This window comes from Paraburkholderia caballeronis, assembly GCF_900104845.1.
GTDB classification, from domain to species: domain Bacteria; phylum Pseudomonadota; class Gammaproteobacteria; order Burkholderiales; family Burkholderiaceae; genus Paraburkholderia; species Paraburkholderia caballeronis.
In genome coordinates this window covers 3,175,641-3,197,173 of record NZ_FNSR01000001.1, presented here as the reverse complement: position 1 = coordinate 3,197,173, position 21,533 = coordinate 3,175,641, and the positions used below count along the sequence as shown (strand labels likewise).

Annotated in this window: 20 protein-coding genes; 15 read left to right on the top strand and 5 right to left on the bottom strand. The window is 67.9% G+C overall.

Features of this window, described 5'->3' with window-relative positions:
* Positions 1-210 precede the first annotated feature (210 nt).
* The 8 genes from BLV92_RS14270 (at position 211) to BLV92_RS14235 (ending at position 8,436) form a co-directional block, all read left to right on the top strand.
* Positions 211-1,305: a LacI family DNA-binding transcriptional regulator gene (locus tag BLV92_RS14270; protein ID WP_090545899.1), complete on the top strand. Its 1,095-nt coding sequence runs from the start codon at positions 211-213 to the stop codon at positions 1,303-1,305.
* Between the two features lie 452 nt (positions 1,306-1,757).
* Positions 1,758-3,245 (top strand): sugar ABC transporter ATP-binding protein, encoded by a 1,488-nt coding sequence (locus BLV92_RS14265; protein ID WP_090545897.1) that lies wholly within the window; start codon positions 1,758-1,760, stop codon positions 3,243-3,245.
* Positions 3,226-4,242 (top strand): ABC transporter permease, encoded by a 1,017-nt coding sequence (locus BLV92_RS14260; protein WP_090545895.1) that lies wholly within the window; start codon positions 3,226-3,228, stop codon positions 4,240-4,242. The genes BLV92_RS14265 and BLV92_RS14260 overlap by 20 nt, the downstream gene beginning before the upstream one ends.
* Before the next feature lie 121 nt (positions 4,243-4,363).
* Positions 4,364-5,350 carry a substrate-binding domain-containing protein gene (locus BLV92_RS14255; protein ID WP_090545893.1) on the top strand — a complete coding sequence of 329 codons (987 nt, stop codon included), beginning with the start codon at positions 4,364-4,366 and terminating at the stop codon, positions 5,348-5,350.
* Positions 5,351-5,461: 111 nt separating this feature from the next.
* Positions 5,462-6,511, top strand: coding sequence for a sugar phosphate isomerase/epimerase family protein (locus tag BLV92_RS14250; protein WP_090545891.1), 1,050 nt, complete (start codon positions 5,462-5,464; stop codon positions 6,509-6,511).
* Positions 6,512-6,535: 24 nt separating this feature from the next.
* On the top strand, positions 6,536-7,690 hold the full coding sequence (locus BLV92_RS14245) for a Gfo/Idh/MocA family protein (protein WP_244283796.1): 1,155 nt from the start codon (positions 6,536-6,538) through the stop codon (positions 7,688-7,690).
* A 129-nt stretch (positions 7,691-7,819) separates the two neighbouring features.
* Positions 7,820-8,152 carry a type II toxin-antitoxin system RelB/DinJ family antitoxin gene (locus tag BLV92_RS14240; protein ID WP_090547095.1) on the top strand — a complete coding sequence of 111 codons (333 nt, stop codon included), beginning with the start codon at positions 7,820-7,822 and terminating at the stop codon, positions 8,150-8,152.
* Complete coding sequence (locus BLV92_RS14235) at positions 8,149-8,436, top strand: type II toxin-antitoxin system RelE/ParE family toxin (RefSeq protein WP_090545887.1); 288 nt, start codon at positions 8,149-8,151, stop codon at positions 8,434-8,436. The genes BLV92_RS14240 and BLV92_RS14235 overlap by 4 nt, the downstream gene beginning before the upstream one ends.
* A gap of 22 nt (positions 8,437-8,458) precedes the next feature.
* Here the strand turns inward: BLV92_RS14235 and BLV92_RS14230 are convergent, their stop codons facing one another.
* Both BLV92_RS14230 and BLV92_RS14225 read right to left on the bottom strand, forming a co-directional pair.
* Complete coding sequence (locus tag BLV92_RS14230; protein WP_090545885.1) at positions 8,459-9,616, bottom strand: ABC transporter substrate-binding protein; 1,158 nt, start codon at positions 9,614-9,616, stop codon at positions 8,459-8,461.
* A gap of 98 nt (positions 9,617-9,714) precedes the next feature.
* The gene (locus tag BLV92_RS14225) at positions 9,715-10,656 is read right to left on the bottom strand and encodes a CysB family HTH-type transcriptional regulator (RefSeq protein WP_090545883.1); all 942 of its coding nucleotides are present in this window, start codon (positions 10,654-10,656) and stop codon (positions 9,715-9,717) included.
* Between the two features lie 210 nt (positions 10,657-10,866).
* Here BLV92_RS14225 and BLV92_RS14220 point away from each other — a divergent pair, with 210 nt between their 5' ends.
* The 6 genes from BLV92_RS14220 to cobA all read left to right on the top strand — a co-directional run bounded on the left by BLV92_RS14220 (position 10,867) and on the right by cobA (position 17,032).
* Positions 10,867-12,546 carry a nitrite/sulfite reductase gene (locus BLV92_RS14220; RefSeq protein WP_090545881.1) on the top strand — a complete coding sequence of 560 codons (1,680 nt, stop codon included), beginning with the start codon at positions 10,867-10,869 and terminating at the stop codon, positions 12,544-12,546.
* 17 nt (positions 12,547-12,563) lie between these two features.
* Positions 12,564-13,085 (top strand): DUF934 domain-containing protein, encoded by a 522-nt coding sequence (locus tag BLV92_RS14215; RefSeq protein ID WP_090545879.1) that lies wholly within the window; start codon positions 12,564-12,566, stop codon positions 13,083-13,085.
* On the top strand, positions 13,082-13,831 hold the full coding sequence (locus BLV92_RS14210; protein ID WP_090545877.1) for a phosphoadenylyl-sulfate reductase: 750 nt from the start codon (positions 13,082-13,084) through the stop codon (positions 13,829-13,831). Before BLV92_RS14215 ends, BLV92_RS14210 begins: the two co-directional genes overlap by 4 nt.
* A gap of 91 nt (positions 13,832-13,922) precedes the next feature.
* Positions 13,923-14,885 (top strand): sulfate adenylyltransferase subunit CysD, encoded by a 963-nt coding sequence (gene cysD, locus BLV92_RS14205; RefSeq protein ID WP_090545876.1) that lies wholly within the window; start codon positions 13,923-13,925, stop codon positions 14,883-14,885.
* Positions 14,886-14,910: 25 nt separating this feature from the next.
* A complete protein-coding gene (locus BLV92_RS14200; protein ID WP_090545874.1) occupies positions 14,911-16,230 on the top strand; it encodes a sulfate adenylyltransferase subunit 1 in 1,320 nt (439 codons plus the stop codon).
* A gap of 31 nt (positions 16,231-16,261) precedes the next feature.
* Positions 16,262-17,032 carry a uroporphyrinogen-III C-methyltransferase gene (cobA, locus tag BLV92_RS14195; RefSeq protein ID WP_090545872.1) on the top strand — a complete coding sequence of 257 codons (771 nt, stop codon included), beginning with the start codon at positions 16,262-16,264 and terminating at the stop codon, positions 17,030-17,032.
* Between the two features lie 117 nt (positions 17,033-17,149).
* Here the strand turns inward: cobA and BLV92_RS14190 are convergent, their stop codons facing one another.
* The 3 genes from BLV92_RS14190 to lptF are packed head-to-tail and all read right to left on the bottom strand — an operon-like array spanning position 17,150 to position 19,836.
* On the bottom strand, positions 17,150-17,527 hold the full coding sequence (locus BLV92_RS14190; RefSeq protein ID WP_090547094.1) for a sirohydrochlorin chelatase: 378 nt from the start codon (positions 17,525-17,527) through the stop codon (positions 17,150-17,152).
* A 56-nt stretch (positions 17,528-17,583) separates the two neighbouring features.
* Positions 17,584-18,732, bottom strand: coding sequence for an LPS export ABC transporter permease LptG (gene lptG, locus BLV92_RS14185; RefSeq protein WP_090545870.1), 1,149 nt, complete (start codon positions 18,730-18,732; stop codon positions 17,584-17,586).
* A 3-nt stretch (positions 18,733-18,735) separates the two neighbouring features.
* Positions 18,736-19,836 (bottom strand): LPS export ABC transporter permease LptF, encoded by a 1,101-nt coding sequence (lptF, locus tag BLV92_RS14180; protein WP_090545868.1) that lies wholly within the window; start codon positions 19,834-19,836, stop codon positions 18,736-18,738.
* Between the two features lie 159 nt (positions 19,837-19,995).
* Between lptF and BLV92_RS14175 the strand changes: the two genes are divergently transcribed.
* On the top strand, positions 19,996-21,507 hold the full coding sequence (locus BLV92_RS14175; protein ID WP_090545866.1) for a leucyl aminopeptidase: 1,512 nt from the start codon (positions 19,996-19,998) through the stop codon (positions 21,505-21,507).
* Positions 21,508-21,533: the final 26 nt, after the last annotated feature.

Here is a 21,533-nt window from a genome sequence, read left to right as displayed (position 1 = left end):
GCGTGCGGGCCGCGCGGACGGACGCCGCCTCGCGCGAACCGTGCGATTGTATCAAAGCGGTTCCGGATGGCGCGCCCCCGCGGGCAGCCGGACCGCGCAGGCGGATCAGTGTTTGTCCTGGCGTCGCGGGCCTTGAAGTTTCGGCTCGCGCCGACCAAAAATGTAATCGATTACATTCCGACGACGCCAAAACGCCGCGATTCCGCTCCCATGGCCGCTCAACCGCAACGCGGAGTATCCGCTTCCACGCCAGTCTCGCAGGCCGCTGACGCTGATGCTGTCACCGCCACGGCGGCGGGAGCGGCCCCCGCGCACGGCGGCTCGATCGCCGGCGTCGCGCAGCGCGCCGGCGTGTCGGTGGCGACGGTGTCGCGGGTGCTGAACGGCCACGCGAACGTGCGGCCGGCGACGCGCGAGCGCGTGCTCGCGGAGGTCGAGGCGAGCGGCTATCGCGTGAACGAACTCGCGCGCAACCTGCGCACCGCCGAGAGCCGCCTGCTGCTGACGATGGTGCCGGACTTCGGCAACCCGTTCTACGCGGAGATCGTGCGCGGGATCGACGCGCTCGCGCGGCAGCACGGCTACTTCATGCTGCTGTGCGACACCGGCGCGGACGAGGGCCGCGAGCGCAGTTATTTCGACCTGCTGCGGCGGCATCGCGCGGACGGCGCGATCTGCCTCGACCCGGCGACGGTCCAGCACGCGCTCGCCGCCGAATCGACGGCGCTGCCGTGGGTCGCCTGCTGCGAGTTCGATCCGGCCGTCGGCGTGCCGTACGTCGGCATCGACAACTACCGCGCGGCCGGCGATGCGGTGCGGCACCTGATCGCGCGCGGCCGCCGGCGGATCGCGCTGATCAACTCGGACGAGCATTACCTGTACGCGCAGCAGCGCCGCGACGGTTATCTGGACGCGCTGCGCGACGCGGGCCTCGATGCGCGCGACGCATGGCGCGTGGACGTCCATTGCCTCGACTACGACGCGGGCGCGAAGGCCGCCGCCGCGCTGGTGCGCGACGGCGAAGCGCCCGACGCGATCTTCGCGGTGTCGGACACGCTCGCGGTCGGCGTGATCAACGGCTTGCGCGGCGTCGGGCGGCGCGTGCCGGACGACGTCGCGGTGGTCGGCTTCGACGACCTCGCGCTGTCCGCGCAGATCGACCCGCCGCTGACGACGATCGCGCAGCCGATGCGCGAACTGGGCGAGACCGCCGCGCGGCTGTTGCTGCAACGGCTTGCCGATCCGCGCGCGAGCGTGCCGGGCGTGCTGCTGCCGCATCGGCTGGTCGTGCGCGGGAGCGGGTGATGAGCGGCGGCTTCGAAGCAAGGCGGTTACGCACGGATGGATCGGCAAAGACATAGGCAGGACGAACCGGTCGCCGTTAGCGGCGTTCATGGAAGCGACGAGACACGCAGCACGACGCGCGGGCGGCGGTTTGGAAGCGAAGCGGCCACGCGCGGGTATGTCGACAGAGACATAGGCAGGCCGACAGGCAACGAACGGTCGCCGCAGGCCGCACTCATCGCAGCAAGGAGGCTGGCAGCACGATGCGCTAGCGGCGGCTTCGAAGCGAAGCAGCCGCGCATAGACACATCGACAAAGACACAAGCAGGCCGACCGGCAACGAACCGGTCGCCGCCAGCAGCACCGCTCGCAGCAAGGAGACCCGCGGCACGATGCGCGGGCGGCGGCTTCGGCGTGAAGCCGCCGCCCGCCGTTCCCGCGCACGAACGACCCACCAGGAGGAGCGGCCGCCGATGAGCGTCGCCATCCGTTTCAACGACATCCGCAAGGACTTCGGCCCGGTGCGCGTGCTGCACGGCGTGAGCTTCGAGCTTGGGCCCGCGCGCATCCACGGGCTGCTCGGCGAGAACGGCGCGGGCAAGTCCACGCTGATGAAGATCCTCGCCGGCTACGAGCAAGCGAGCGGCGGCGAACTGATCGTCGACGGCCACGCGCGCCGCTTCGACGGCTCGCGCGACGCCGAGGCGGCCGGCATCGTGCTGATCCATCAGGAGTTCAATCTGGCCGAGCATCTGACGATCGCGCAGAACATCTTCCTCGGCCACGAAAAGCGGCGCGGCCTGCTGCTCGACGACACCGCGATGCGCCGCGACGCGCGGCAACTGCTCGCGTCGGTCGGCCTTTCGCGCGACCCGGATACGAAGGTGCGCGACCTGATCGTCGCGGAGAAGCAACTGGTCGAGATCGCGAAGGCGCTGTCGCGCCACGCGCGTCTGCTCATCATGGACGAGCCGACCGCGACGCTCACGCCGTCCGAGACCGAGCGGCTGTTCGCGCTGATGACGAAGCTGCGCGCGGACGGCGTGACGATCGTCTACATCTCGCACAAGCTCGACGAGGTCGAGCGGATCACCGACGACGTGGTCGTGATGCGCGACGGCCGCTTCGTCGCGGCGAGCGCGACCGCCGGCCTCGCGCGTCAGCAGATGGCGAACCTGATGGTCGGGCGCGACGTGTCGGACATGTTCCCGGAGAAAGGCGCCGCGCCGCCCGACGCGCCGGTCGCATTAAAAGTGACCGGCCTGTCGGTGCCGGGCTGGGTCGAGGACCTGAGCTTCGACGTGCGCGCGGGCGAGGTGCTCGGCTTCGCGGGCCTCGTCGGCGCGGGACGCACCGAGGCGTTCGAGGCGATCGTCGGGCTGCGCCGCCGCAGCGCGGGGACGATCGAGCTCGGCGGGCGCGCGCTGCGGCTCGCGCATCCGCGCGACGCGATGCGCGCAGGCCTCACGTACCTGAGCGAGGACCGCAAGGGCAAGGGGCTGCACATGAACCTGAGCCTGCAGGACAACCTGACGCTGATGACGCTCGAACGCTACGGCACGCCGCTGATCGACCTGAAGGCCGGCCGCCGCGCGCTGGAAACGGCGGTGCGCGAATTCGGCATCCGCACCGGCGACCTCGCGAGCCGCGCGCGGATGCTGTCCGGCGGCAACCAGCAGAAGCTCGCGCTCGCGAAGTTCCTGCAGCCGGACCCGCGCGTCATCGTGCTCGACGAACCGACGCGCGGCGTCGACGTCGGCGCGAAGCGCGACATCTATTTCCTGATCCACCGGCTCGCGGCGTCGGGCCGCGCGGTGATCGTGATCTCGTCCGAACTGATCGAACTGATCGGACTGTCGCATCGCGTCGCGGTGATGCGCGCGGGACGGCTCGTCGCGACGCCCGGCCGCGACCATCTGACCGAAGAGGAGCTGATCGCCCATGCAACCGGCACCCACTGAAGCGGGCGGCCGGCCGCGCCGCGTGCTCGTCGCTGTCCACCGGCTCGCGGGCATCGGGCCGCTCGCCGGCCTGATCGCGCTGTGCGTGCTCGGCACGCTGCTGAACCGCGACTTCGCGACCGTCGACAACCTGCTGAACGTGCTGACGCGCACGTCGTTCATCGGGATCATCGCGGTCGGGATGACCTTCGTGATCATCTCGGGCGGGATCGACCTGTCGGTCGGCTCGATGGCCGCGCTGATCGCCGGCACGATGATCTGGGCGATGAACGCACTCGCGGCCGGTCTCGGCGGCCATGGGTTCGCGCCGCTCACGATCGTCGCGCTCGGCATCGTGCTCGCACTGGCGCTCGGCGGGCTGTTCGGGCTCGCACACGGGCTGCTGATCACCAAAGGCCGCATCGAGCCGTTCATCGTGACGCTCGGCACGCTCGGCATCTTCCGCTCGGTGCTCACATGGCTCGCGGACGGCGGCGCGCTGACGCTGCAGAACGATCTGTCCGATCTGTATGGGCCGGTCTATTACGCGAGCCTGTTCGGCGTGCCGGTGCCGGTCTGGGTGTTCGCGGTCGTCGCGGCCGGCGGCGCGCTGATCCTGAATCGCACCGCGTTCGGCCGGCACGTGCAGGCGATCGGCTCGAACGAGCAGGTCGCGCGCTACGCGGCGATCCGCGTCGATCGCGTGAAGTGCGCGACCTACGTGCTGCTCGGCGTCTGCGTCGGCGTCGCAACGGTGCTGTACGTGCCCCGCCTCGGCTCCGCGACGCCGACCACCGGCCTGCTGTGGGAGCTGGAGGCGATCGCGGCGGTCGTGGTCGGCGGGACCGCGCTGAAGGGCGGCGAGGGGCGCGTGTCGGGGACGGTCGTCGGCGCGGTGCTGCTGTCGGTGATCGCGAACATCCTCAATCTCACCAGCATCATCAGCGTGTATCTGAACGCGGCCGTGCAGGGCGTCGCGATCATCGCGGTCGCGTTTTTGCAGCGCGGGCGGCGGTAGGCGCGCCTGCTTTGGCGGGGCCGCGCGCGGACGGATTGCAGCAATGCAGTGACGCAGTAGCAGGAGGAGACGACATCCACACCGGCGGGCGCGCCGCGCCCGCATCTCAGGAGACAGCACCATGAAGAAGAACTCGCGGACCACGGGATGGATCACGCGGATCGGCCAGGGCGCGCTGGCAGTCGGCGTCGCGGCGACGCTCGGCGCGGGCGTCGCGCACGCCGACGACAAGGTCACGCTCGGCGTCGCGATCCCGACCGCCGACCATGGCTTCACCGGCGGCATCGTCTGGTGGGCGAACCAGGCGAAGAGCGATCTGGAGAAAGCTCACCCGGACCTGAAGGTGATCGTGAAGACCGCCGCGAACGCGCCGGACCAGGCGAACCAGCTGCAGGATCTCGTGACGGTCAACCACATCAACGCGCTCGTGATCTTTCCGTACGAGTCCGCGTCGCTGACGCAGCCGGTCGCGCAGGTGAAGAAGAGGGGCGTCTACGTGACCGTCGTGGACCGCGGGCTTACCGACAAGAGCGCGCAGGACGCCTACGTCGCCGGCGACAACACCGCGTTCGGCCGGATCCCGGCCGAATATCTCGCGAAGACGCTGAACGGCAAGGGCGACATCGTCGCGCTGCGCGGCATTCCGACCACGCTCGACAACGAACGCTGGACCGCGTTCACGGCGGCGCTGAAGAACTATCCGGACATCCGGATTCTCGATGCGAAGTACGCGAACTGGAACCGCGACGACGCGTTCCGCACGATGCAGGACTACCTGACGCGCTTCAGGCACATCGACGCGGTGTGGGCCGCCGACGACGACATGGCGGTCGGCGTGCTGAAGGCGATCGACCAGGCGAAGCGCAGCGACGTGAAGGTGGTGTTCGGCGGCGCGGGGTCGAAGGAGATGGTCAAGCGCGTGATGGACGGCGACCCGCTGGTGCGCGCGGACGTGTCGTATTCGCCGAAGTTCATCTACGACGCGGTGAAGCTGACCGCCGAGGCGCGGCTGAAGGGACAGTCGCTGCCGGCGACGACGATCATCCCGTCGGTGCTCATCACGAAGGACAACGCGCAGCAGTTCTACTTCCCCGACTCTCCGTTCTGAATGCCGTAGCGGGCGGATGAACGGGCGCGGCGCGCGATAGAGGGGGCGCGCCTTCGTCAACCGGGCCGCGCGCCGCCAGCGCGCGCGGCGTTCACGAGAGGACTTCGTGCGATGAAAACGATCAAGGGGCCGGCGATCTTCCTCGCGCAGTTCGTCGGCGACGACGCGCCGTTCGACAGCTTCGCGCACCTTGCCGAATGGGCCGGGCGGCTCGGCTACGAGGGCGTGCAGTTGCCGGCCGATCCGCGGCTGATCGACCTCGAACAGGCGGCGTCGAGCGATGCGTATTGCGACGACCTGCGGCGCGTCGCCGACGACGCGGGTGTCGCGATCACCGAACTCGCGACGCATCTGCAAGGGCAGCTCGTCGCCGTGCATCCGGCCTACGACGCGCTGTTCGACGGTTTTGCCGCGCCGCACGTGCGTGGCGACCGCGACGCGCGCACCGCGTGGGCGGTCGCGCAGATGAAGCTGGCCGCGCGCGCGTCGCAGCGCCTCGGGCTGAGCGCGCACGCGACGTTTTCCGGCGCGCTCGCGTGGCCGTATCTGTATCCGTGGCCGCAGCGGCCGGCCGGGCTGATCGAGACCGCGTTCGACGAACTCGCGCGCCGCTGGCGGCCGATCCTCGATGCGTTCGACGCGGCAGGCGTCGACGTCTGCTACGAACTGCACCCGGGCGAGGACCTGCACGACGGCGTTACGTTCGAGCGGTTTCTCGCGGTCGTCGACGACCATCCGCGCGCGAACATCCTGTACGACCCGAGCCACTTCGTGCTGCAGCAGCTCGACTACCTCGCGTTCATCGACCGCTATCACGCGCGGATCAAGGCGTTCCATGTGAAGGACGCGGAGTTCCGGCCGGACGGCCGGCAGGGCGTGTATGGCGGGTACGGCGGCTGGGTGGAGCGCGCGGGGCGCTTCCGGTCGCTCGGGGACGGACAGGTCGATTTCGGCGCGATCTTCTCGAAGCTCGCGCAGTACGACTATCCGGGCTGGGCAGTGCTCGAATGGGAATGCGCGCTGAAGCATCCGCACGACGGCGCGCGCGAGGGCGTCGAGTTCATCCGGCGGCATCTCATTCGCGTGGCCGACCATGCGTTCGACGATTTCGCGGGCAGCGGCGTCGATCGCGCCAAGCTGCGCGGTCTGCTCGGGCTGTAATCGCGGCGCGCGAGGAGAACGGTCATGACACGAAGGCTCAGGCTCGGGATGGTCGGCGGCGGACAGGGCGCGTTCATCGGCGCGGTGCACCGGATCGCCGCGCGGCTCGACGACTGTTTCGAACTCGTCGCGGGCGCGCTGTCGTCCGATCCGGCGCGCGCGCAGGCGAGCGCCGAAGCGATCGGCCTCGAACGCAGTTATGCGGACTGGCGCGAGATGGCGCGCGTCGAGCGGGCGCGCGACGACGGGATCGACGCGGTCGCGATCGTCACGCCGAATCATCTGCATGCGCCGATCGCGCATGCGTTCCTGGACGCGGGTATCCACGTGATCTGCGACAAGCCGCTCGCGGTGTCGGTCGAGGAAGGCGAGGCGCTCGCGAAGCATGCGCGCGTCGCGCGTCGCGTGTTCGCGCTCACGCACACGTACTCCGGTTATCCGCTGGTGCGGCATGCGCGGCAGATAGTCGAGGCGGGCGAGATCGGCGACGTGCGGATCGTGCAGGTCGAATATGCACAGGACTGGCTCGCGACGCCGGTGGAGCGCGACGGCGCGAACCGGCAGGCGGGCTGGCGCACCGACCCGGCGCTCGCGGGGCCGGCGGGTTGTCTCGGCGATATCGGCACGCATGCGTATCAACTGGCGGCGTTCGTCAGCGGGCTCGCGCCGTCGGCGGTGTCGGCGGACGTGCATACGTTCGTCGCGGGGCGGCGCGTCGACGATCACGTGCACGCGATGCTGCGTTATCCGGGCGGCGCGCGCGGGATGCTGTGGGCGAGCCAGGTCGCGAGCGGCGCGGAGAACGCGCTGCGGCTCCGGGTGTTCGGCACGAAGGCGGCCATCGCGTTCGATCAGGAGCAGCCGAACGAACTGTGGTTCACGCCGCAGGGCGGCGCGGCGCAGCGGTTGACGCGCGGCCGCGTGCCGGGCGCCGAGGCGCTGCATGCGACGCGGGTGCCGGCGGGGCATCCGGAAGGGTATCTGGAGGCGTTCGCGCAGTTGTACCGCGACGCGGCATTGCAGATCCGCGCGTACGACGCGGGCCTTGAGCCGCCGCCGGAAAGCCGGCTGCTGACGACGGTCGACGACGGGGTGGACGGGTTGCGGTTCATCGCGGCGGTGCTGGCGAGCAGCGCCGCCGATGGAGCGTGGCAGCCGCTCCTTCAACCGCATCGTTAGCCGAAAGGGCGACTCAACAGCACGCGTGGCCCCGCGCACACTTCAGGTATCCCGATCAACATCCATGAGGGTCCTGAAGTCATGCAAATGAATTACAATATCGCCTCGTCCACGCACAGGAGCATGGTCATGGCGGCTAGCGCATTGGTACAGGTAAGAATCGATCCGGAACTGAAGGAGCGCGCGGCAGCCGTGCTCGACAGGATGGGGCTGACGGTGTCCGACGCGGTGCGGATTCTGCTCACGCGGGTGGCCAACGAGGGCGCGTTGCCGTTCGACTTCGCGGTCGATCCGCAGACTTACGACGCATGGTTCCGCGCGAAGGTGCAGGAAGCGCTGGACGATCCGCGTCCGGCGGTTCCTGCGGAGAACGTCGAAGTGCATTTCGCGGCGCGGCGCGCTGCGGCGCGGCGTGCGGCTGGCCGAAATGGCGATGATGCCGGCGGCGAGGAAAAGGCTTGAGGGTCGGCTGGTCGGCGCGCGCGCTGGCCGAGCGCGACGCCATCTTCGACTTCGCCGAGGCGGAGAGTCCGCGCGCGGCGGAGTTGATCGACGAGCGGATCGCCGATCAGATCCGGTTGCTGGCGCGGTTTCCGCAACTGGGCCGGCTCGGGCGGGTCGCCGGCACGCGGGAACTGGTGATCTGCGAGACGCCGTTCATCGTCGTCTACCGGATTGCGGCCGATGAGGTGCGCATACTGCGCATCCTGCACGGCGCGCAGCAGTGGCCCGGCGCGAAGGGCTGAACGCGCCGGGCGGGTGGACCACTTACTGGCTCAGATAAACGAACTTCCCGTCGCGGATCACGCCCATCACGCTCGCGCGCTGGTCGAGCCCGACGTGGTCCTTCGCCGTCGTGTTGACGACGCCGTTCGGCACGACGAGTTCGTGCGCGGTTTCCAGTTCGTTGCGCAGCGCGACGCGGAACGCTTCGGTTCCCGGCTGCGCGGTTTTTAGCGCGCGGGTCACCGCGTCCTGCAAGCGAGGATAGACGCCGGCCGCGTCGCCGGCGAACTGCGTGACCGAGCCGGCGCCGTACTTCGCCTCGTACGCATCGACGAACGCGAGCGCCGCGCGCTTCGACGGATGGTCGGCGGGCAGCGTCCGCGCGACGACCACCGGCTGGGTCGGGAACAGCGTGCCCTCGACGTCCTTGCCGCCGAGCTTGATGAATTCCGGCGTCGCGATTCCGTGCGTCTGATAGATCGGCCCCTTGAACCCGCGCTCGACCAGCGCGCGCTGCGGCAGCACGGTCGGCGTGCCGGCGCCCGCGATCAGCACCGCGTCCGGCTTCGCGGCGATCAGTTTCAGCACCTGGCCGGTCACGCTCGCGTCGGTCCGGTTGAACCGCTCGGCCGCGACGACCTGGATGTGCCGCAGCGCGGCGAACGTCGTGAACGCGTTCAGCCAGCTGTCGCCGTAGCTGTCCGCGAAGCCGATGAAGCCGACCGTCTTCACGTTGTGGTTCGCCATGTAGCGGGTCATCACCTCGGCCATCGCGTTGTCCGTCTGGGCCATCTTGAACGCCCACGTGCGCGCGCCCTGCTGCGGCTCGACCACCGACGCCGAGCCGACCAGCGTGATCATCGGCGTCTTGCTCTGCGCGACCGGGTCGAGCGCCGCGAGCGCGGCCGGCGTGATGTTCGGCCCGACGATCACGTCGACGTGGTCCTCGTTGATCAGCTTGTGGATGTTGCGCACCGCCGCGCCCGGGTCCGAACCGTCGTCGAGCACGATGTAGTCGGCTTTCTGCCCGGCGATCGTCGCGGGCCACATCAGCACGGCATTCTTGCTCGTGATGCCGATCGCGGCCGCGGGGCCGGTGCTCGACAGGTCGATGCCGACCTTCAGGTCGGCGTGCGCGACGGTGGCGACAACGAGCGCGGCCGCGGCGACGAGCGGGCGCAGGAACGGGTGGGGCGTCATCAAGGATCTCCGGCGAGAAGAAATAGCGGTGGTTGTGGGTATGGCTTTCCGGTCCGACGAGGTGTGGCGTTACGGCGTGGGGTGACGAGGTGCGGCGCTCAAAGCTCGTAGCTTTCGTGTTCGCCTTTGAGCGCCTGTTCGATCAGCTTGCGGTTCAGGCTCGGCGACAGCAGCTCGACCAGCGTGTACACGTAACTGCGCAGATACGCGCCCTGCTTCAGCGCGACCCGCGTCAGGTTGCTGCCGAACAGATGGCCGACCGGGATCGCGCGCAGGTGGCGGTCGCGTTCCGCGTTGAACGCGATGTCGGCCATGATGCCGACGCCCATCCCGAGTTCGACGTAGGTCTTGATCACGTCGGCGTCGATCGCTTCGAGCACGATGTCCGGCGAGAGTCCGCGCAGCCGGAACGCGTCGTTGATCTTCGTGCGGCCGGCGAATGCGTTGTCGTAGGTGATCAGCGGGTATTGCGCGAGGTCGTCGAGCGACAGCGGCTTGCGGTCCAGAAGCGGATGGTCGGCGGGCATCACCGCGACGTGGTGCCAGGTGAAGCACGGCAGCGACACCAGTTCCTTGTAGTTCGCGATCGCCTCGGTGGCGATCGCGAGGTCCGCCTGGTCATGGATTACCATTTCCGCGACCTGCGTGGGACTGCCCTGCAGGATCGAAAGATGCACCTTCGGAAAGCGCCGCTTGAATTCGGCGATCGCGGCGGGCAGCGAGTAGCGCGCCTGCGTGTGGGTGGCCGCGATAATCAGGTTGCCCTGGTCCTGCGCCGCGAAGTCCTTGCCGACGCGCTTCAGGCTTTCGACTTCCTGCAGGATCCGTTCGACGGACGCGAGTATGATGCGTCCCGGCTCGGTGAGGGACCGAACGCGCTTGCCATGGCGGGTGAAGATCTCGACCCCGAGTTCGTCTTCCAGTTCGATGATTGCCTTGGAGACGCCCGGCTGGCTCGTATGCAGCGCTTTGGCGGCTTCGGTGAGGTTGAAGTTCTGCCGCACGGCCTCCCGAACGAACCGGAATTGATGCAGGTTCATATATAACCCCTTGGCATATCAACAGAATTTTTAAGTCGTTTGAAATATAAAGGGAGTTTATTACGATTCCCCCAACTTTTCCAATATGGATATCTGTTTTCGTCATTAGCAAATGATCGCCTGGTCTAAGGTGGTCTTTCGCGATGGCGGAGGCTGTCGGAGCGTGGCGTAACCGGAACGCCGCGAGTGATAAAACCCTGGGGTCCCCGAATGTACCAATACGATCAGTACGACCAGACCATCGTCGACGAACGCGTCGCGCAATACCGCGACCAGGTCCGCCGCCGGCTGTCGGGCGAATTGAGCGAAGAAGAGTTCCGCCCGCTGCGCCTGCAGAACGGCCTGTACATGCAGCGCCACGCGTACATGCACCGCATCGCGATTCCGTACGGCAACCTGCGCAGCGACCAGATGCGCATGCTCGCCCACATCGCGCGCGAGCACGACCGCGGCTACGGCCATTTCTCGACGCGCACGAACATCCAGTACAACTGGATCAAGCTCGAAGAGACGCCCGAGATCCTCGAAAAGCTCGCGTCGGTGCAGATGCACGGCATCCAGACGTCGGGCAACTGCATCCGCAACATCACCGCCGACCAGTTCGCGGGCGTCGCGCCCGACGAGGTGATCGACCCGCGTCCGTGGTCCGAGATCCTGCGCCAGTGGTCGACGTTCCACCCGGAATTCGCGTGGCTGCCGCGCAAGTTCAAGATCGCCGTGTCCGGCTCGAAAGAGGACCGCGCGGCCGTGCAGATGCACGACCTCGGCGTCTATCTGGACCGCAACGCGCAGGGCGAAGTCGTCGCGTCGATCCTCGCGGGCGGCGGCCTCGGCCGCACGCCGATCGTCGGTTCGATCATCAAGCGCGACCTGCCGTGGCAGCATCTGCTGACCTACTGCGAAGCCGTGCTGCGCGTGTACAACCGCTACGGCCGCCGCGACAACCTGTACAAGGCGCGCATCAAGATTCTCGTGAAGGCGCTGTCGCCGGAGAAGTTTGCGCAGCAGGTCGAAGAGGAATGGCAGCACCTGAAGGACGGCCCGTCCACGCTGACCCAGGCGGAAGTCGATCGCGTCGCGCAGTTCTTCGCGCCGCCCGCGTACGACAAGCTGCCGGACACCGACGCGTCGTATGAAACGCATCTGCTCGAAAACCGCGCGTTCGCGCGCTGGGTCGAGCGCAACGTGCGTCCGCACCGCGTGCCGGGTTACGTGTCGGTGACGCTGTCGCTGAAGCCGACCGGCATCGCGCCGGGAGACGCGACCGACGCGCAGATGGAAGCCGTCGCCGATTGGGCAGACCGTTATTCGTTTGGCCAGATCCGCGTGTCGCACGAGCAGAACCTGATTCTCGCGGACGTGAAGAAGCGCGACCTGTTCGACCTGTGGGAAGCGGCGAAGCAGCAAGGTTTCGCGACCGCGAACATCGGCCTTTTGACCGACATCATCGCGTGCCCGGGCGGCGACTTCTGCTCGCTCGCGAACGCGAAGTCGATTCCGATCGCGCAGGCAATCCAGGAACGCTTCAGCGACCTCGACTACGTGTACGACCTCGGCGACGTGTCGCTGAACATTTCGGGCTGCATGAACTCGTGCGGTCACCACCACGTCGGCAACATCGGCGTGCTCGGCGTCGACAAGGACGGCTCCGAGTGGTACCAGGTGTCGCTCGGCGGCGAGCAGGGCACCGGCGCGAACGGCCTGCGCCTCGGCCGCGTGATCGGCCCGTCGTTCTCCGCGGGCGAAATGCCGGACGTCGTGCAGAACGTGATCGACACGTTCGTCGAGAACCGTCTCGACGGCGAGCGTTTCATCGACACGTACGACCGCATCGGCCTCGCGCCGTTCAAGGAGCGCGTGTACGCATCGCGCCAGCCGGCCCACGCCTGAACCGAGGATTCACAGTCATGACGTTGATTATCAAGAACCGCGCCGTCGTCGAGGATTCGTGGACGGTGGTGCGCGCCGCCGACGACGGCGCGCTGCCCGAAGTCGCCGCGCTGCCGGCCGGCAAGGTGATCGTGCCGCTCGCGCTGTGGCAGGGCTCGCGCGACGCGCTCGTCGCCGCGAAGGGCCGCGACGAACTCGGCGTGTGGCTCGCGCCGGACAGCGAACCGGCCGACCTCGCGAACGACTTCGATCGCCTCGCGCTGATCGGCGTGGACTTCCCGGTGTTCCGCGACGGCCGCGGTTATTCGATCGCGCGTCTGCTGCGCGAACGCTACGGCTACAACGGCGAACTGCGCGCGATCGGCGACGTGCTGCGCGACCAGTTGCTGTACCTCGAACGCTGCGGTTTCGACGCGTTCGCGGTGCGCGCGGACAAGGACATCCAGGACGCGCTGAACGCGTTCGGCGAGTTCACCATCAAGTATCAGGGCGCCGTCGACGATCCGACGCCGCTGTTCCGTCGCCGGGCCGCAGCATGAGCACCGAAGCGATCGCGCCGGAACTCGCCGCGAAGATCGGGCGTCTCGACGCGCTGCTCGACTCGATCGCCGCGCGCCACGCGAACGTGAAGCTCGCGAGCAGCCTCGCGGCCGAGGACATGCTGCTCACGCACGCGATCCTGTCGCGCGGCGTGAAAATAGGCATCTTCTCGCTGAACACCGGGCGGCTGCACGCGGAGACGGTCGGCATGATCGACCGTGTGCGCGAGCGTTACGGCTACGAGATCGAGCAGTTTCATCCGCAGACGGATGCGGTCGACGAATACGTGAAGGCGCACGGCCTGAACGCGTTCTACGAAAGCATCGACCTGCGCAAGCGCTGCTGCGAAATCCGCAAGGTCGAGCCGCTGAACCGCGCGCTTTCGGACGTCAGCGCGTGGGTGACCGGCCAGCGCCGCGAGCAGTCGGTGACGCGCGCGGAACTGCACGAGGAAGAGCACGACGGCGCGCGCAACATCGCGAAGTTCAATCCGCTCGCGGACTGGACCGAGGACGATGTGTGGGCGTATCTGCGCGCGTTCGACGTGCCGGTGAACCCGCTCCACGCGCGCGGTTATCCGAGTATCGGCTGCGAGCCGTGTACGCGCGCGGTGCGTCCCGGCGAGGACAGCCGCGCCGGCCGCTGGTGGTGGGAGTCCCGCGACACGAAGGAATGCGGCTTGCACATCACCGCGATCTCCGCGATTCCAGTCGTCGACGCATCGCAGGTCTCGCAGGCCAACTGAACCAGAACGGACGCGCGCACCGCGCGCGTCCCCGTAGAGCAAGCATCCCGTGCCGTTCCCATGCGGCGCAAATCCAGAGAAGGATCCGAACATGAGCACCCCGGTCGATTCCGTTGACAACGCGCCGCTTCACGTAACGGCGAGCCGGATGGACCATCTCGACTGGCTCGAAGCCGAGTCGATCCACATCCTGCGCGAACTGGTCGCCGAATGCAGCAAGCCCGCGCTGCTATTCTCGGGCGGCAAGGATTCGGTCGTCGTGCTGCATCTCGCGCTGAAGGCGTTCGGCCTCGGCGCGAACCGCAAAACGTCGCTGCCGTTCCCGCTCGTGCACATCGACACCGGCCACAACTACGACGAGGTGATCGACTTCCGCGACCGCCGCGCGGCCGAAATCGGCGCGCAGCTCGTGATCGGCCACGTCGAGGATTCGATCAGGCGCGGCACCGTGCGCCTGCGCCGCGAGACCGACTCGCGCAATGCCGCGCAGGCGGTCACGCTGCTGGAGACGATCGAGCAGCACGGCTACACCGCGATGATCGGCGGCGCGCGCCGCGACGAAGAGAAGGCGCGCGCGAAGGAGCGCATCTTCTCGTTCCGCGACGAGTTCGGCCAGTGGGACCCGAAGGCGCAGCGCCCGGAACTGTGGAGCCTGTACAACGCGCGCCTGCACAACGGCGAGCATCTGCGCGTGTTCCCGATCTCGAACTGGACCGAGCTGGACGTGTGGCAATACATCGAGCGCGAGAAGCTCGAACTGCCGTCGATCTACTACGCGCACCGGCGCGAGATCGTGCGCCGCAACGGCCTGCTCGTGCCGGTCACGCCGCTCACGCCGATGCGCGACGGCGAAACCAGCGAAACGGCGCTCGTGCGCTTCCGCACGGTCGGCGACATCAGCTGCACGTGCCCGGTCGACAGCGATGCGGACAGCATCGAGAAGATCATCGCGGAAACCGCGGTGACCGAGATCACGGAGCGCGGCGCGACGCGGATGGACGACCAGACGTCCGAGGCCGCGATGGAGCAGCGCAAGAAGCAAGGTTATTTCTGAAGAACGCCCACGAGGAACGATTCACATGAGCACCACCCTGCATCAACCTGAAGACCTCGGCGTGCTTCGCTTCATCACCGCAGGCAGCGTCGACGACGGCAAGAGCACGCTGATCGGCCGCCTGCTGTACGACAGCAAGGCGGTGCTGTCCGACCAGCTTTCGGCGCTGTCGCGCGCCAAGAACAAGCGCACCGTCGGCGACGAGATCGACCTGTCGCTGCTGACCGACGGCCTCGAAGCCGAGCGCGAGCAGGGCATCACGATCGACGTCGCGTACCGCTATTTCGCGACCGCGAAGCGCAAGTTCATCATTGCCGACACGCCGGGCCACGAGCAGTACACGCGCAACATGGTGACCGGCGCGTCGACCGCGCACGCGTCGATCATCCTGATCGACGCCACGCGCGTCACGTTCGACGACGGCGTCGCGCAACTGCTGCCGCAGACCAAGCGCCACAGCGCGATCGTGAAGCTGCTCGGCCTGCAGCACGTGATCGTCGCGATCAACAAGATGGACCTCGTCGAGTACAGCGAAGCGCGCTTCAACGAGATCCGCGACGCGTACGTCACGCTCGCGCGCCAGCTCGGCCTCGCGAACGTGCGGTTCGTGCCGGTGTCCGCGCTGAAGGGCGACAACATCGTGACCGCGAGCGAGCGGATGCCGTGGTACGCTGGCGAGCCGCTGCTCGACGTGCTGGAGGCGCTGCCGGTCGGGCAGGCGTCCGGCGACGCGCTGCGTTTCCCGGTGCAGTGGGTGGCGCGCCAGGACGGCGCGAGCGCGGACGACTTCCGCGGCTACATGGGCCGCGTCGAGTCGGGCGAGGTGAAGCTCGGCGACGCGATCACCGTGCTGCCGGCGGGCCGCAGCGCGACGGTCGCGGAAATCATCGCGCCGGTGCCGGGCGGCACCGCGCCGGTGGACCGCGCGTTCGCGGGCCAGACGGTGACGATCCGCCTTGCGGAAGACGTCGACGTGTCGCGCGGCGACACGTTCGTGCCGGCGACGGATGCTCCGCAGCCGGCGAAGAAGCTCGAAGCGGACCTGTGCTGGTTCGACGACGAGCCGTTGTCCACGCAGCGCAAGTATTTGCTGAAACAGACGACGAACACGGTGTTCGCGCGGATCGGCGCGATCAAGGAAGTGCTCGACGTGCATACGCTGTCGCACGCGACGGACCGCCAGGAACTCGCGATGAACGACATCGGCCGCGTCGCGCTCACGTTGCAGAAGCCGCTCGTCTGCGACGCGTACGATACGCATCCGGGCACCGGCGCGTTCGTGCTGATCGACGAGGCCACGCACCACACGGTTGCGGCCGGCATGATCCGCGCGTTCGCGGCCTGAGCGCGGCACGCAACGAAAGCAGCAGAGGCATATGGGCAAGGTGTATCTGATCGGCGCTGGGCCGGGTGCGGCGGACCTGATTACGGTCCGCGGCGCGCGGCTGCTCGGCGCCGCCGACGTGGTGCTGCACGACGCGCTGGTCGAGCCGGCAATGCTCGACTATGCGCCGAAGCACGCGAAGTTCATCGCGGTCGGCAAGCGGTGCGGGCAGCGTTCGACCGCCCAGCATTTCATCAACAAGCAACTGGTCGATGCGGCGCGCGAGCATGGCGTCGTCGTGCGTCTGAAGGGCGGCGACCCGATGCTGTTCGGCCGCGCGGACGAGGAAATGCGCGCGCTCGAAGCGGCCGGCATCGAGTACGAAGTGGTGCCGGGCATCACGGCCGCGCTCGCGAGCGCGGCCTCGCTGCGGCGGTCGCTGACGCTACGCGGCGTCGCGCGCAGCGTCGCGCTCGCGACGCATTCGCGCGCGGCCGACTCCGACGAAATTCGCGAGCAGGTGAACGCGGATTCGCTGGTGTTCTACATGGGCCGCGACAGCGCGCCGGAGATCGCGCAGCAACTGATCGACGCCGGTCGCCCGGGCGGCACGCCGGTCGCGATCGTCGAGGCGTGCAGCACGCCCCGCGAACGGATGTTGACGCTGACGCTCGCAGGCCTCGCGGCCGGCGACGCGCAGGCGTGGCTCGACCCGGCGCAGCCGAGTCTGCTGATGATCGGCGACGCGTTCGCGGAACGCGCGGGCGCGGAGTCGGAGCAGGAACAGGAAGAAGAGCAGAAGGGCAGGCGCGCGGCGGCTTGAGCCTGGCCGGTCAAGAGCGGGGCGGCGTCGCGAAGACGCCGCTGCCCGATTCAGCGTTACTCCTCCGATAGCCTTCGTTAGCGCCCAGCGGAAGCGGGCCGCAACGGCCCGCGTCGATCACGCCGCACCCGTCTCCAGGCAGTACCTCACCACCGCATCGAGCACCGCGTCGTCCTCGCCGACCGCGCCCGCGCAGCGTATCCGCACGCCCGGATGCGCGGTTTCGCACTGCGCGACGATCTGTGGAAGATCGCGCCGCACGTGGCCGCCCTGGCCGAAGAAAACCGGAATCACCGTGATCGTGTCGCAGCCGGCCGCGACCTGGGCGGCGACCGCCGCCGGCAGATCCGGTGTCATCAGTTCGAGGAACGCGAGCCCGACCGGGCCGCTGTCGCCGCGCGCGGCGGCGAGCTTCGCGGCGAGCCGTTCGAACGGCTCGGCCCAGCGCGCGTCGCGCGCGCCGTGGCCGAACAGGATCATGCCGTGCGCGCCCATCGTCGCCGTCTCCTCGTTCGTCGCGCGCCGCGGGTCGGTCGCGCGCACGCGCGGCCTCAATGCCGGTCGACCCACTTCAGGCCGATCAGCCCGAGCGCCAGATAGATCAGGCCCGGCGTCGCCGCGGTGAGCGGCGCGGGCCACGTGTTCAGTGTACCGATGTGCGAGAACAGCGTGTTCACGAGCTGGAAGCTCATCCCGAGCATGATCCCGCCGAACACCTTCACGCCGACGACGCCCGCGCGCGTATGCAGGTACGCGAACGGCAGCGACAGCACCAGCATCACGAACACCGCGAACGGATACAGCAGCTTGCGCCACAACGCGATCTCGTAGCGTTGCGTGTCCTGGTGGTTCTCGGTCAGGTGCTGGATGTAGCGGAACAGGTTGAACATCGACATCCGGTCCGGCGACACGAGCAGCACCGACAGGATCTGCGGCGTCAGTTCCGAGCGGAGCGAGTATTCGGGCAGCGTGACCTGCTGCGCGCGATAAACCGGGTTCAGCGCATCGACCGGCTGGCCCTGTGGCGGCGCGACGCCGATCAGTTGCGTCTCGGTGACGTCGCGCAGCAGCCAGTGGCCCGGCGGCTGATAAGCGCCGCTTTTCGCGATCCGCACGTTCGACAGCCGGAACTGCGAATCGAATTCGTAGATCCGCACGTTGCTGATCGTCGCATTCGGCTGCAGCTCGCCCACGTTCACGAAGCGCGTGACCTGCTCGCCGTCGGCGCGCGCGTTCAGCGTGTCCTTCACCCAGACGCCCGACTGGAAGTTCGTCGAGACCGCCGAGCCGAGCGCTTCGAGCCGCACGCGTTCGGACAACTGGTCCGTGTACGGGCCGACCACCTCGCCGATCAGGTACGTGACGAGCACGAGCGGAATGCCGATCTTCAGCAGCGAGCGCAGCGCCTGGCCGGTTGCGAGGCCGGATACGCGGAAGATCGTGTACTCCGAGTTCGCGGCCATCTGCGCGAACACGTAGATCGCGCTGATCAGCGCGGCGACCGGGATGATTTCGTAGAAGCGCGACGGCGTCTGCAGCGCGACGCGCAGCACCGCATACGTGAACTTGTAGTTGCCGTGCCCGACCGAATTCAGCTCGTTGATCAGGTCGAAGAAGAAGAACAGACCCGAGAACGCGAACAGGATGAAGATGAAGGTCAGATAGACCTGACGCGCGAAGTATCGTTCGTAGATCCGCATCCGTCAGCTCCGTTGCGACGCGCGGGAAAACATCGCGCGCGAAATGAGCGGCCGGTTGCGCACGCGCAGCCAGAAGATGAACACGACAAGCGCGAACACGACGACGTGCAGTCCGACGAGCCCGAGCCCGAACGACATCTTGCCCTGCTCGATCCACGACTGCACGACGTTCAGCAGGTTCGAGTACGTGAGGTAGATCAACACCGCCATCACGAGGTTGATCGTGCGGCTGCGGCGCGGGTTCTGGTATGCGAGCGGGATCGCGAGCAGCATCAGGTTGATCGCGATCAGCGGCAGGCCCGCGCGCCACGCGAGTTCGCCCAGGTTGTCCGGCGTCGGCGAGCGCAGCAGGCCGGGCGTCGACGTGCTGCTCGCGGTCTGCACCGGCACGACCGGCTGGCTCTGGATCTTCACGCCGTAGCGCTGGAATTCCATGATGCGGAAGTCCGGATGGCCCGGCTCGCCGTCGTAGCGGCGGCCGTTTTCGAGCACGACGAAGCGGTCGCCGTTGTCGCGCGTCTCGGTGTGGCCGGTCTTCGACACGATCACGTTGACCTTGCCGTTCTCGGTGCTCGTCACGAACACGTTCTCGACGCGCGACTGGTCGGGCGACATGCTCTCGATGAAGAACACGCGATGCGTGGTCGGCGACTCGCGGAACTGGCCCGGCGCGAGCAGCGAGACTTCGTCGCGCTGCTGGAAACGCTGGCGGATCAGCTTGCTCTGCGCGTTCGACCACGGCCAGCCGATGAATGCGAAAAAGAGGACGAGGATCAGGATCGGCGTCGTGAAAATCGCGATCGGCTTGATGAGGCGCGTCAGGCTCGCGCCGGACGCGAGCCACACCACCATTTCGGAATCCTTGTACCAGCGCGTGAGCACGAACAGGATCGACACGAACAGGGTGACGATCAGCATCACGGCCATGTAGCCGATCACGGTCAGGCCGATCAGGACCAGCACGTCGCGCGGGTCGATCTGGCCGGACGCAGCGAAGCCGACGATGCGGATCATCATCGTCGTCAGCATGATCGTGAGCAGAACCATGAACACGGCGCCGGCCGTGTACGCGAGTTCGCGCTGCAGGGAGCGTTCGAAGATCATTTATGGATGGGCTGGGCGGGCGGCTGCCGTCGTCGCGGTTCGCGCGGCGCGCATCGGGTGCCGCGCCCGTCGCACGATTGCCGGGGAGCCACCGCGGGAAAAATAGCGGATAATTGCGGCTTTCATCCTAAGCCCTGATTTTATCCGAGGACAAGCGCGATGGACTTTAGCATAAAAGCCTGTGATTGGAGCAAAGGCGGGGAAGGCCCGTTCCTGACCGGCAAATCGGACTGCATCGTGGTCGGCGTGTTCGAGGCGCAAACGCTGTCGGGCGCGGCTTTCGCGATCGACGCCGCGACGGGCGGCCTGATCTCGCGCATCGTCAAGGCCGGCGACATGGACGGCAAGGCGGGCTCCACGCTGTTCCTGCCGGAAGTGTCGGGCATCGGCGCGTCGCGCGTGCTGCTCGTCGGCCTCGGCAAGCAGGATGCGTTCGGCCAGAAGGCGTACGGCGACGCGGCGAAGGCCGCATGGCGCGCGATTCTCGGCACGAAGATCGCACAGGTGACCTTTGCGCTCGCGCAACTGCCCATCAAGGATCGCTCGGCCGACTGGGCGGTACGCACGGCGATTCTCGCGCTGCGCGAACTGACCTACCGCTTCACGCAGATGAAGAGCAAGCCGGAACCCGCGCCGCGCGCGCTGCGCCGCGTGGTGTTCAGCGTCGACGCGGGCGACGAGAAGGCGGTGAAACTCGCCGCGAAGCAGGGCGCGGCGATCGCGAACGGCATGGACCTGACGCGCGACCTCGGCAACCTGCCGGGCAACGTCTGCACGCCCACGTATCTCGCGAACACCGCGAAGAAGCTCGCGCGCGACTGGAAGCTGAAGGTCGAGGTGCTCGGCGACCGCCAGATCGAGGCGCTGAAGATGGGCGCATTCCTCGCGGTCACGAAGGGTTCGGTCGAGCCGCCGCAGTTCATCGTGCTGCAGTACCAGGGCGGCGCTGCGAAGGCCGCGCCGGTCGTGCTGGTCGGCAAGGGCATCACGTTCGATACCGGCGGCATCTCGCTGAAGCCCGGCGAGGGCATGGACGAGATGAAGTACGACATGTGCGGCGCGGGCTCGGTGCTCGGCACGATCCGCGCGATCGCCGAGATGGGGCTGAAGCTGAACGTGGTCGGCATCATCCCGACCTGCGAGAACATGCCGGCCGGCAACGCGACGAAGCCGGGCGACATCGTGACCAGCATGGCCGGCCTGACCATCGAGGTGCTGAACACGGACGCGGAAGGCCGCCTGATCCTGTGCGACGCGCTCACGTATGCGGCGCGCTTCAAGCCGGCCGCGGTCGTCGACATCGCGACGCTGACCGGCGCGTGCATCATCGCGCTCGGCCATCACAACAGCGGCCTGTTCTCGAAGGACGACGCGCTCGCGGGCGAACTGCTCGACGCGTCGCGCGAGGCGGGCGACCCGGCGTGGCGCCTGCCGCTCGACGACGAGTATCAGGACCAGCTGAAGTCGAACTTCGCGGACCTCGCGAATATCGGCGGCCGTCCGGCCGGCAGCGTGACCGCCGCGTGTTTCCTGTCGCGCTTCACCGACGCGTATCCGTGGGCGCACCTCGACATCGCGGGCACCGCATGGAAGAGCGGCGCGGCGAAGGGCGCAACGGGCCGTCCGGTGCCGCTCCTCACGCAGTTCCTGATCGACCGCGCGGGCCAATGACCGGACGCGTTTCCGGTCGCGCACGG

Coding starts and splice junctions, on each gene's coding strand:
- BLV92_RS14270 (WP_090545899.1), top strand. CDS start 211: ATGGCCGCTCAACCGCAACGCGGAGTATCCGCTTCCACGCCAGTCTCG.
- BLV92_RS14265 (WP_090545897.1), top strand. CDS start 1,758: ATGAGCGTCGCCATCCGTTTCAACGACATCCGCAAGGACTTCGGCCCG.
- BLV92_RS14260 (WP_090545895.1), top strand. CDS start 3,226: ATGCAACCGGCACCCACTGAAGCGGGCGGCCGGCCGCGCCGCGTGCTC.
- BLV92_RS14255 (WP_090545893.1), top strand. CDS start 4,364: ATGAAGAAGAACTCGCGGACCACGGGATGGATCACGCGGATCGGCCAG.
- BLV92_RS14250 (WP_090545891.1), top strand. CDS start 5,462: ATGAAAACGATCAAGGGGCCGGCGATCTTCCTCGCGCAGTTCGTCGGC.
- BLV92_RS14245 (WP_244283796.1), top strand. CDS start 6,536: ATGACACGAAGGCTCAGGCTCGGGATGGTCGGCGGCGGACAGGGCGCG.
- BLV92_RS14240 (WP_090547095.1), top strand. CDS start 7,820: ATGGCGGCTAGCGCATTGGTACAGGTAAGAATCGATCCGGAACTGAAG.
- BLV92_RS14230 (WP_090545885.1), bottom strand. CDS start 9,616: ATGACGCCCCACCCGTTCCTGCGCCCGCTCGTCGCCGCGGCCGCGCTC.
- BLV92_RS14225 (WP_090545883.1), bottom strand. CDS start 10,656: ATGAACCTGCATCAATTCCGGTTCGTTCGGGAGGCCGTGCGGCAGAAC.
- BLV92_RS14220 (WP_090545881.1), top strand. CDS start 10,867: ATGTACCAATACGATCAGTACGACCAGACCATCGTCGACGAACGCGTC.
- BLV92_RS14215 (WP_090545879.1), top strand. CDS start 12,564: ATGACGTTGATTATCAAGAACCGCGCCGTCGTCGAGGATTCGTGGACG.
- BLV92_RS14210 (WP_090545877.1), top strand. CDS start 13,082: ATGAGCACCGAAGCGATCGCGCCGGAACTCGCCGCGAAGATCGGGCGT.
- cysD (WP_090545876.1), top strand. CDS start 13,923: ATGAGCACCCCGGTCGATTCCGTTGACAACGCGCCGCTTCACGTAACG.
- BLV92_RS14200 (WP_090545874.1), top strand. CDS start 14,911: ATGAGCACCACCCTGCATCAACCTGAAGACCTCGGCGTGCTTCGCTTC.
- cobA (WP_090545872.1), top strand. CDS start 16,262: ATGGGCAAGGTGTATCTGATCGGCGCTGGGCCGGGTGCGGCGGACCTG.
- BLV92_RS14190 (WP_090547094.1), bottom strand. CDS start 17,527: ATGGGCGCGCACGGCATGATCCTGTTCGGCCACGGCGCGCGCGACGCG.
- lptG (WP_090545870.1), bottom strand. CDS start 18,732: ATGCGGATCTACGAACGATACTTCGCGCGTCAGGTCTATCTGACCTTC.
- lptF (WP_090545868.1), bottom strand. CDS start 19,836: ATGATCTTCGAACGCTCCCTGCAGCGCGAACTCGCGTACACGGCCGGC.
- BLV92_RS14175 (WP_090545866.1), top strand. CDS start 19,996: ATGGACTTTAGCATAAAAGCCTGTGATTGGAGCAAAGGCGGGGAAGGC.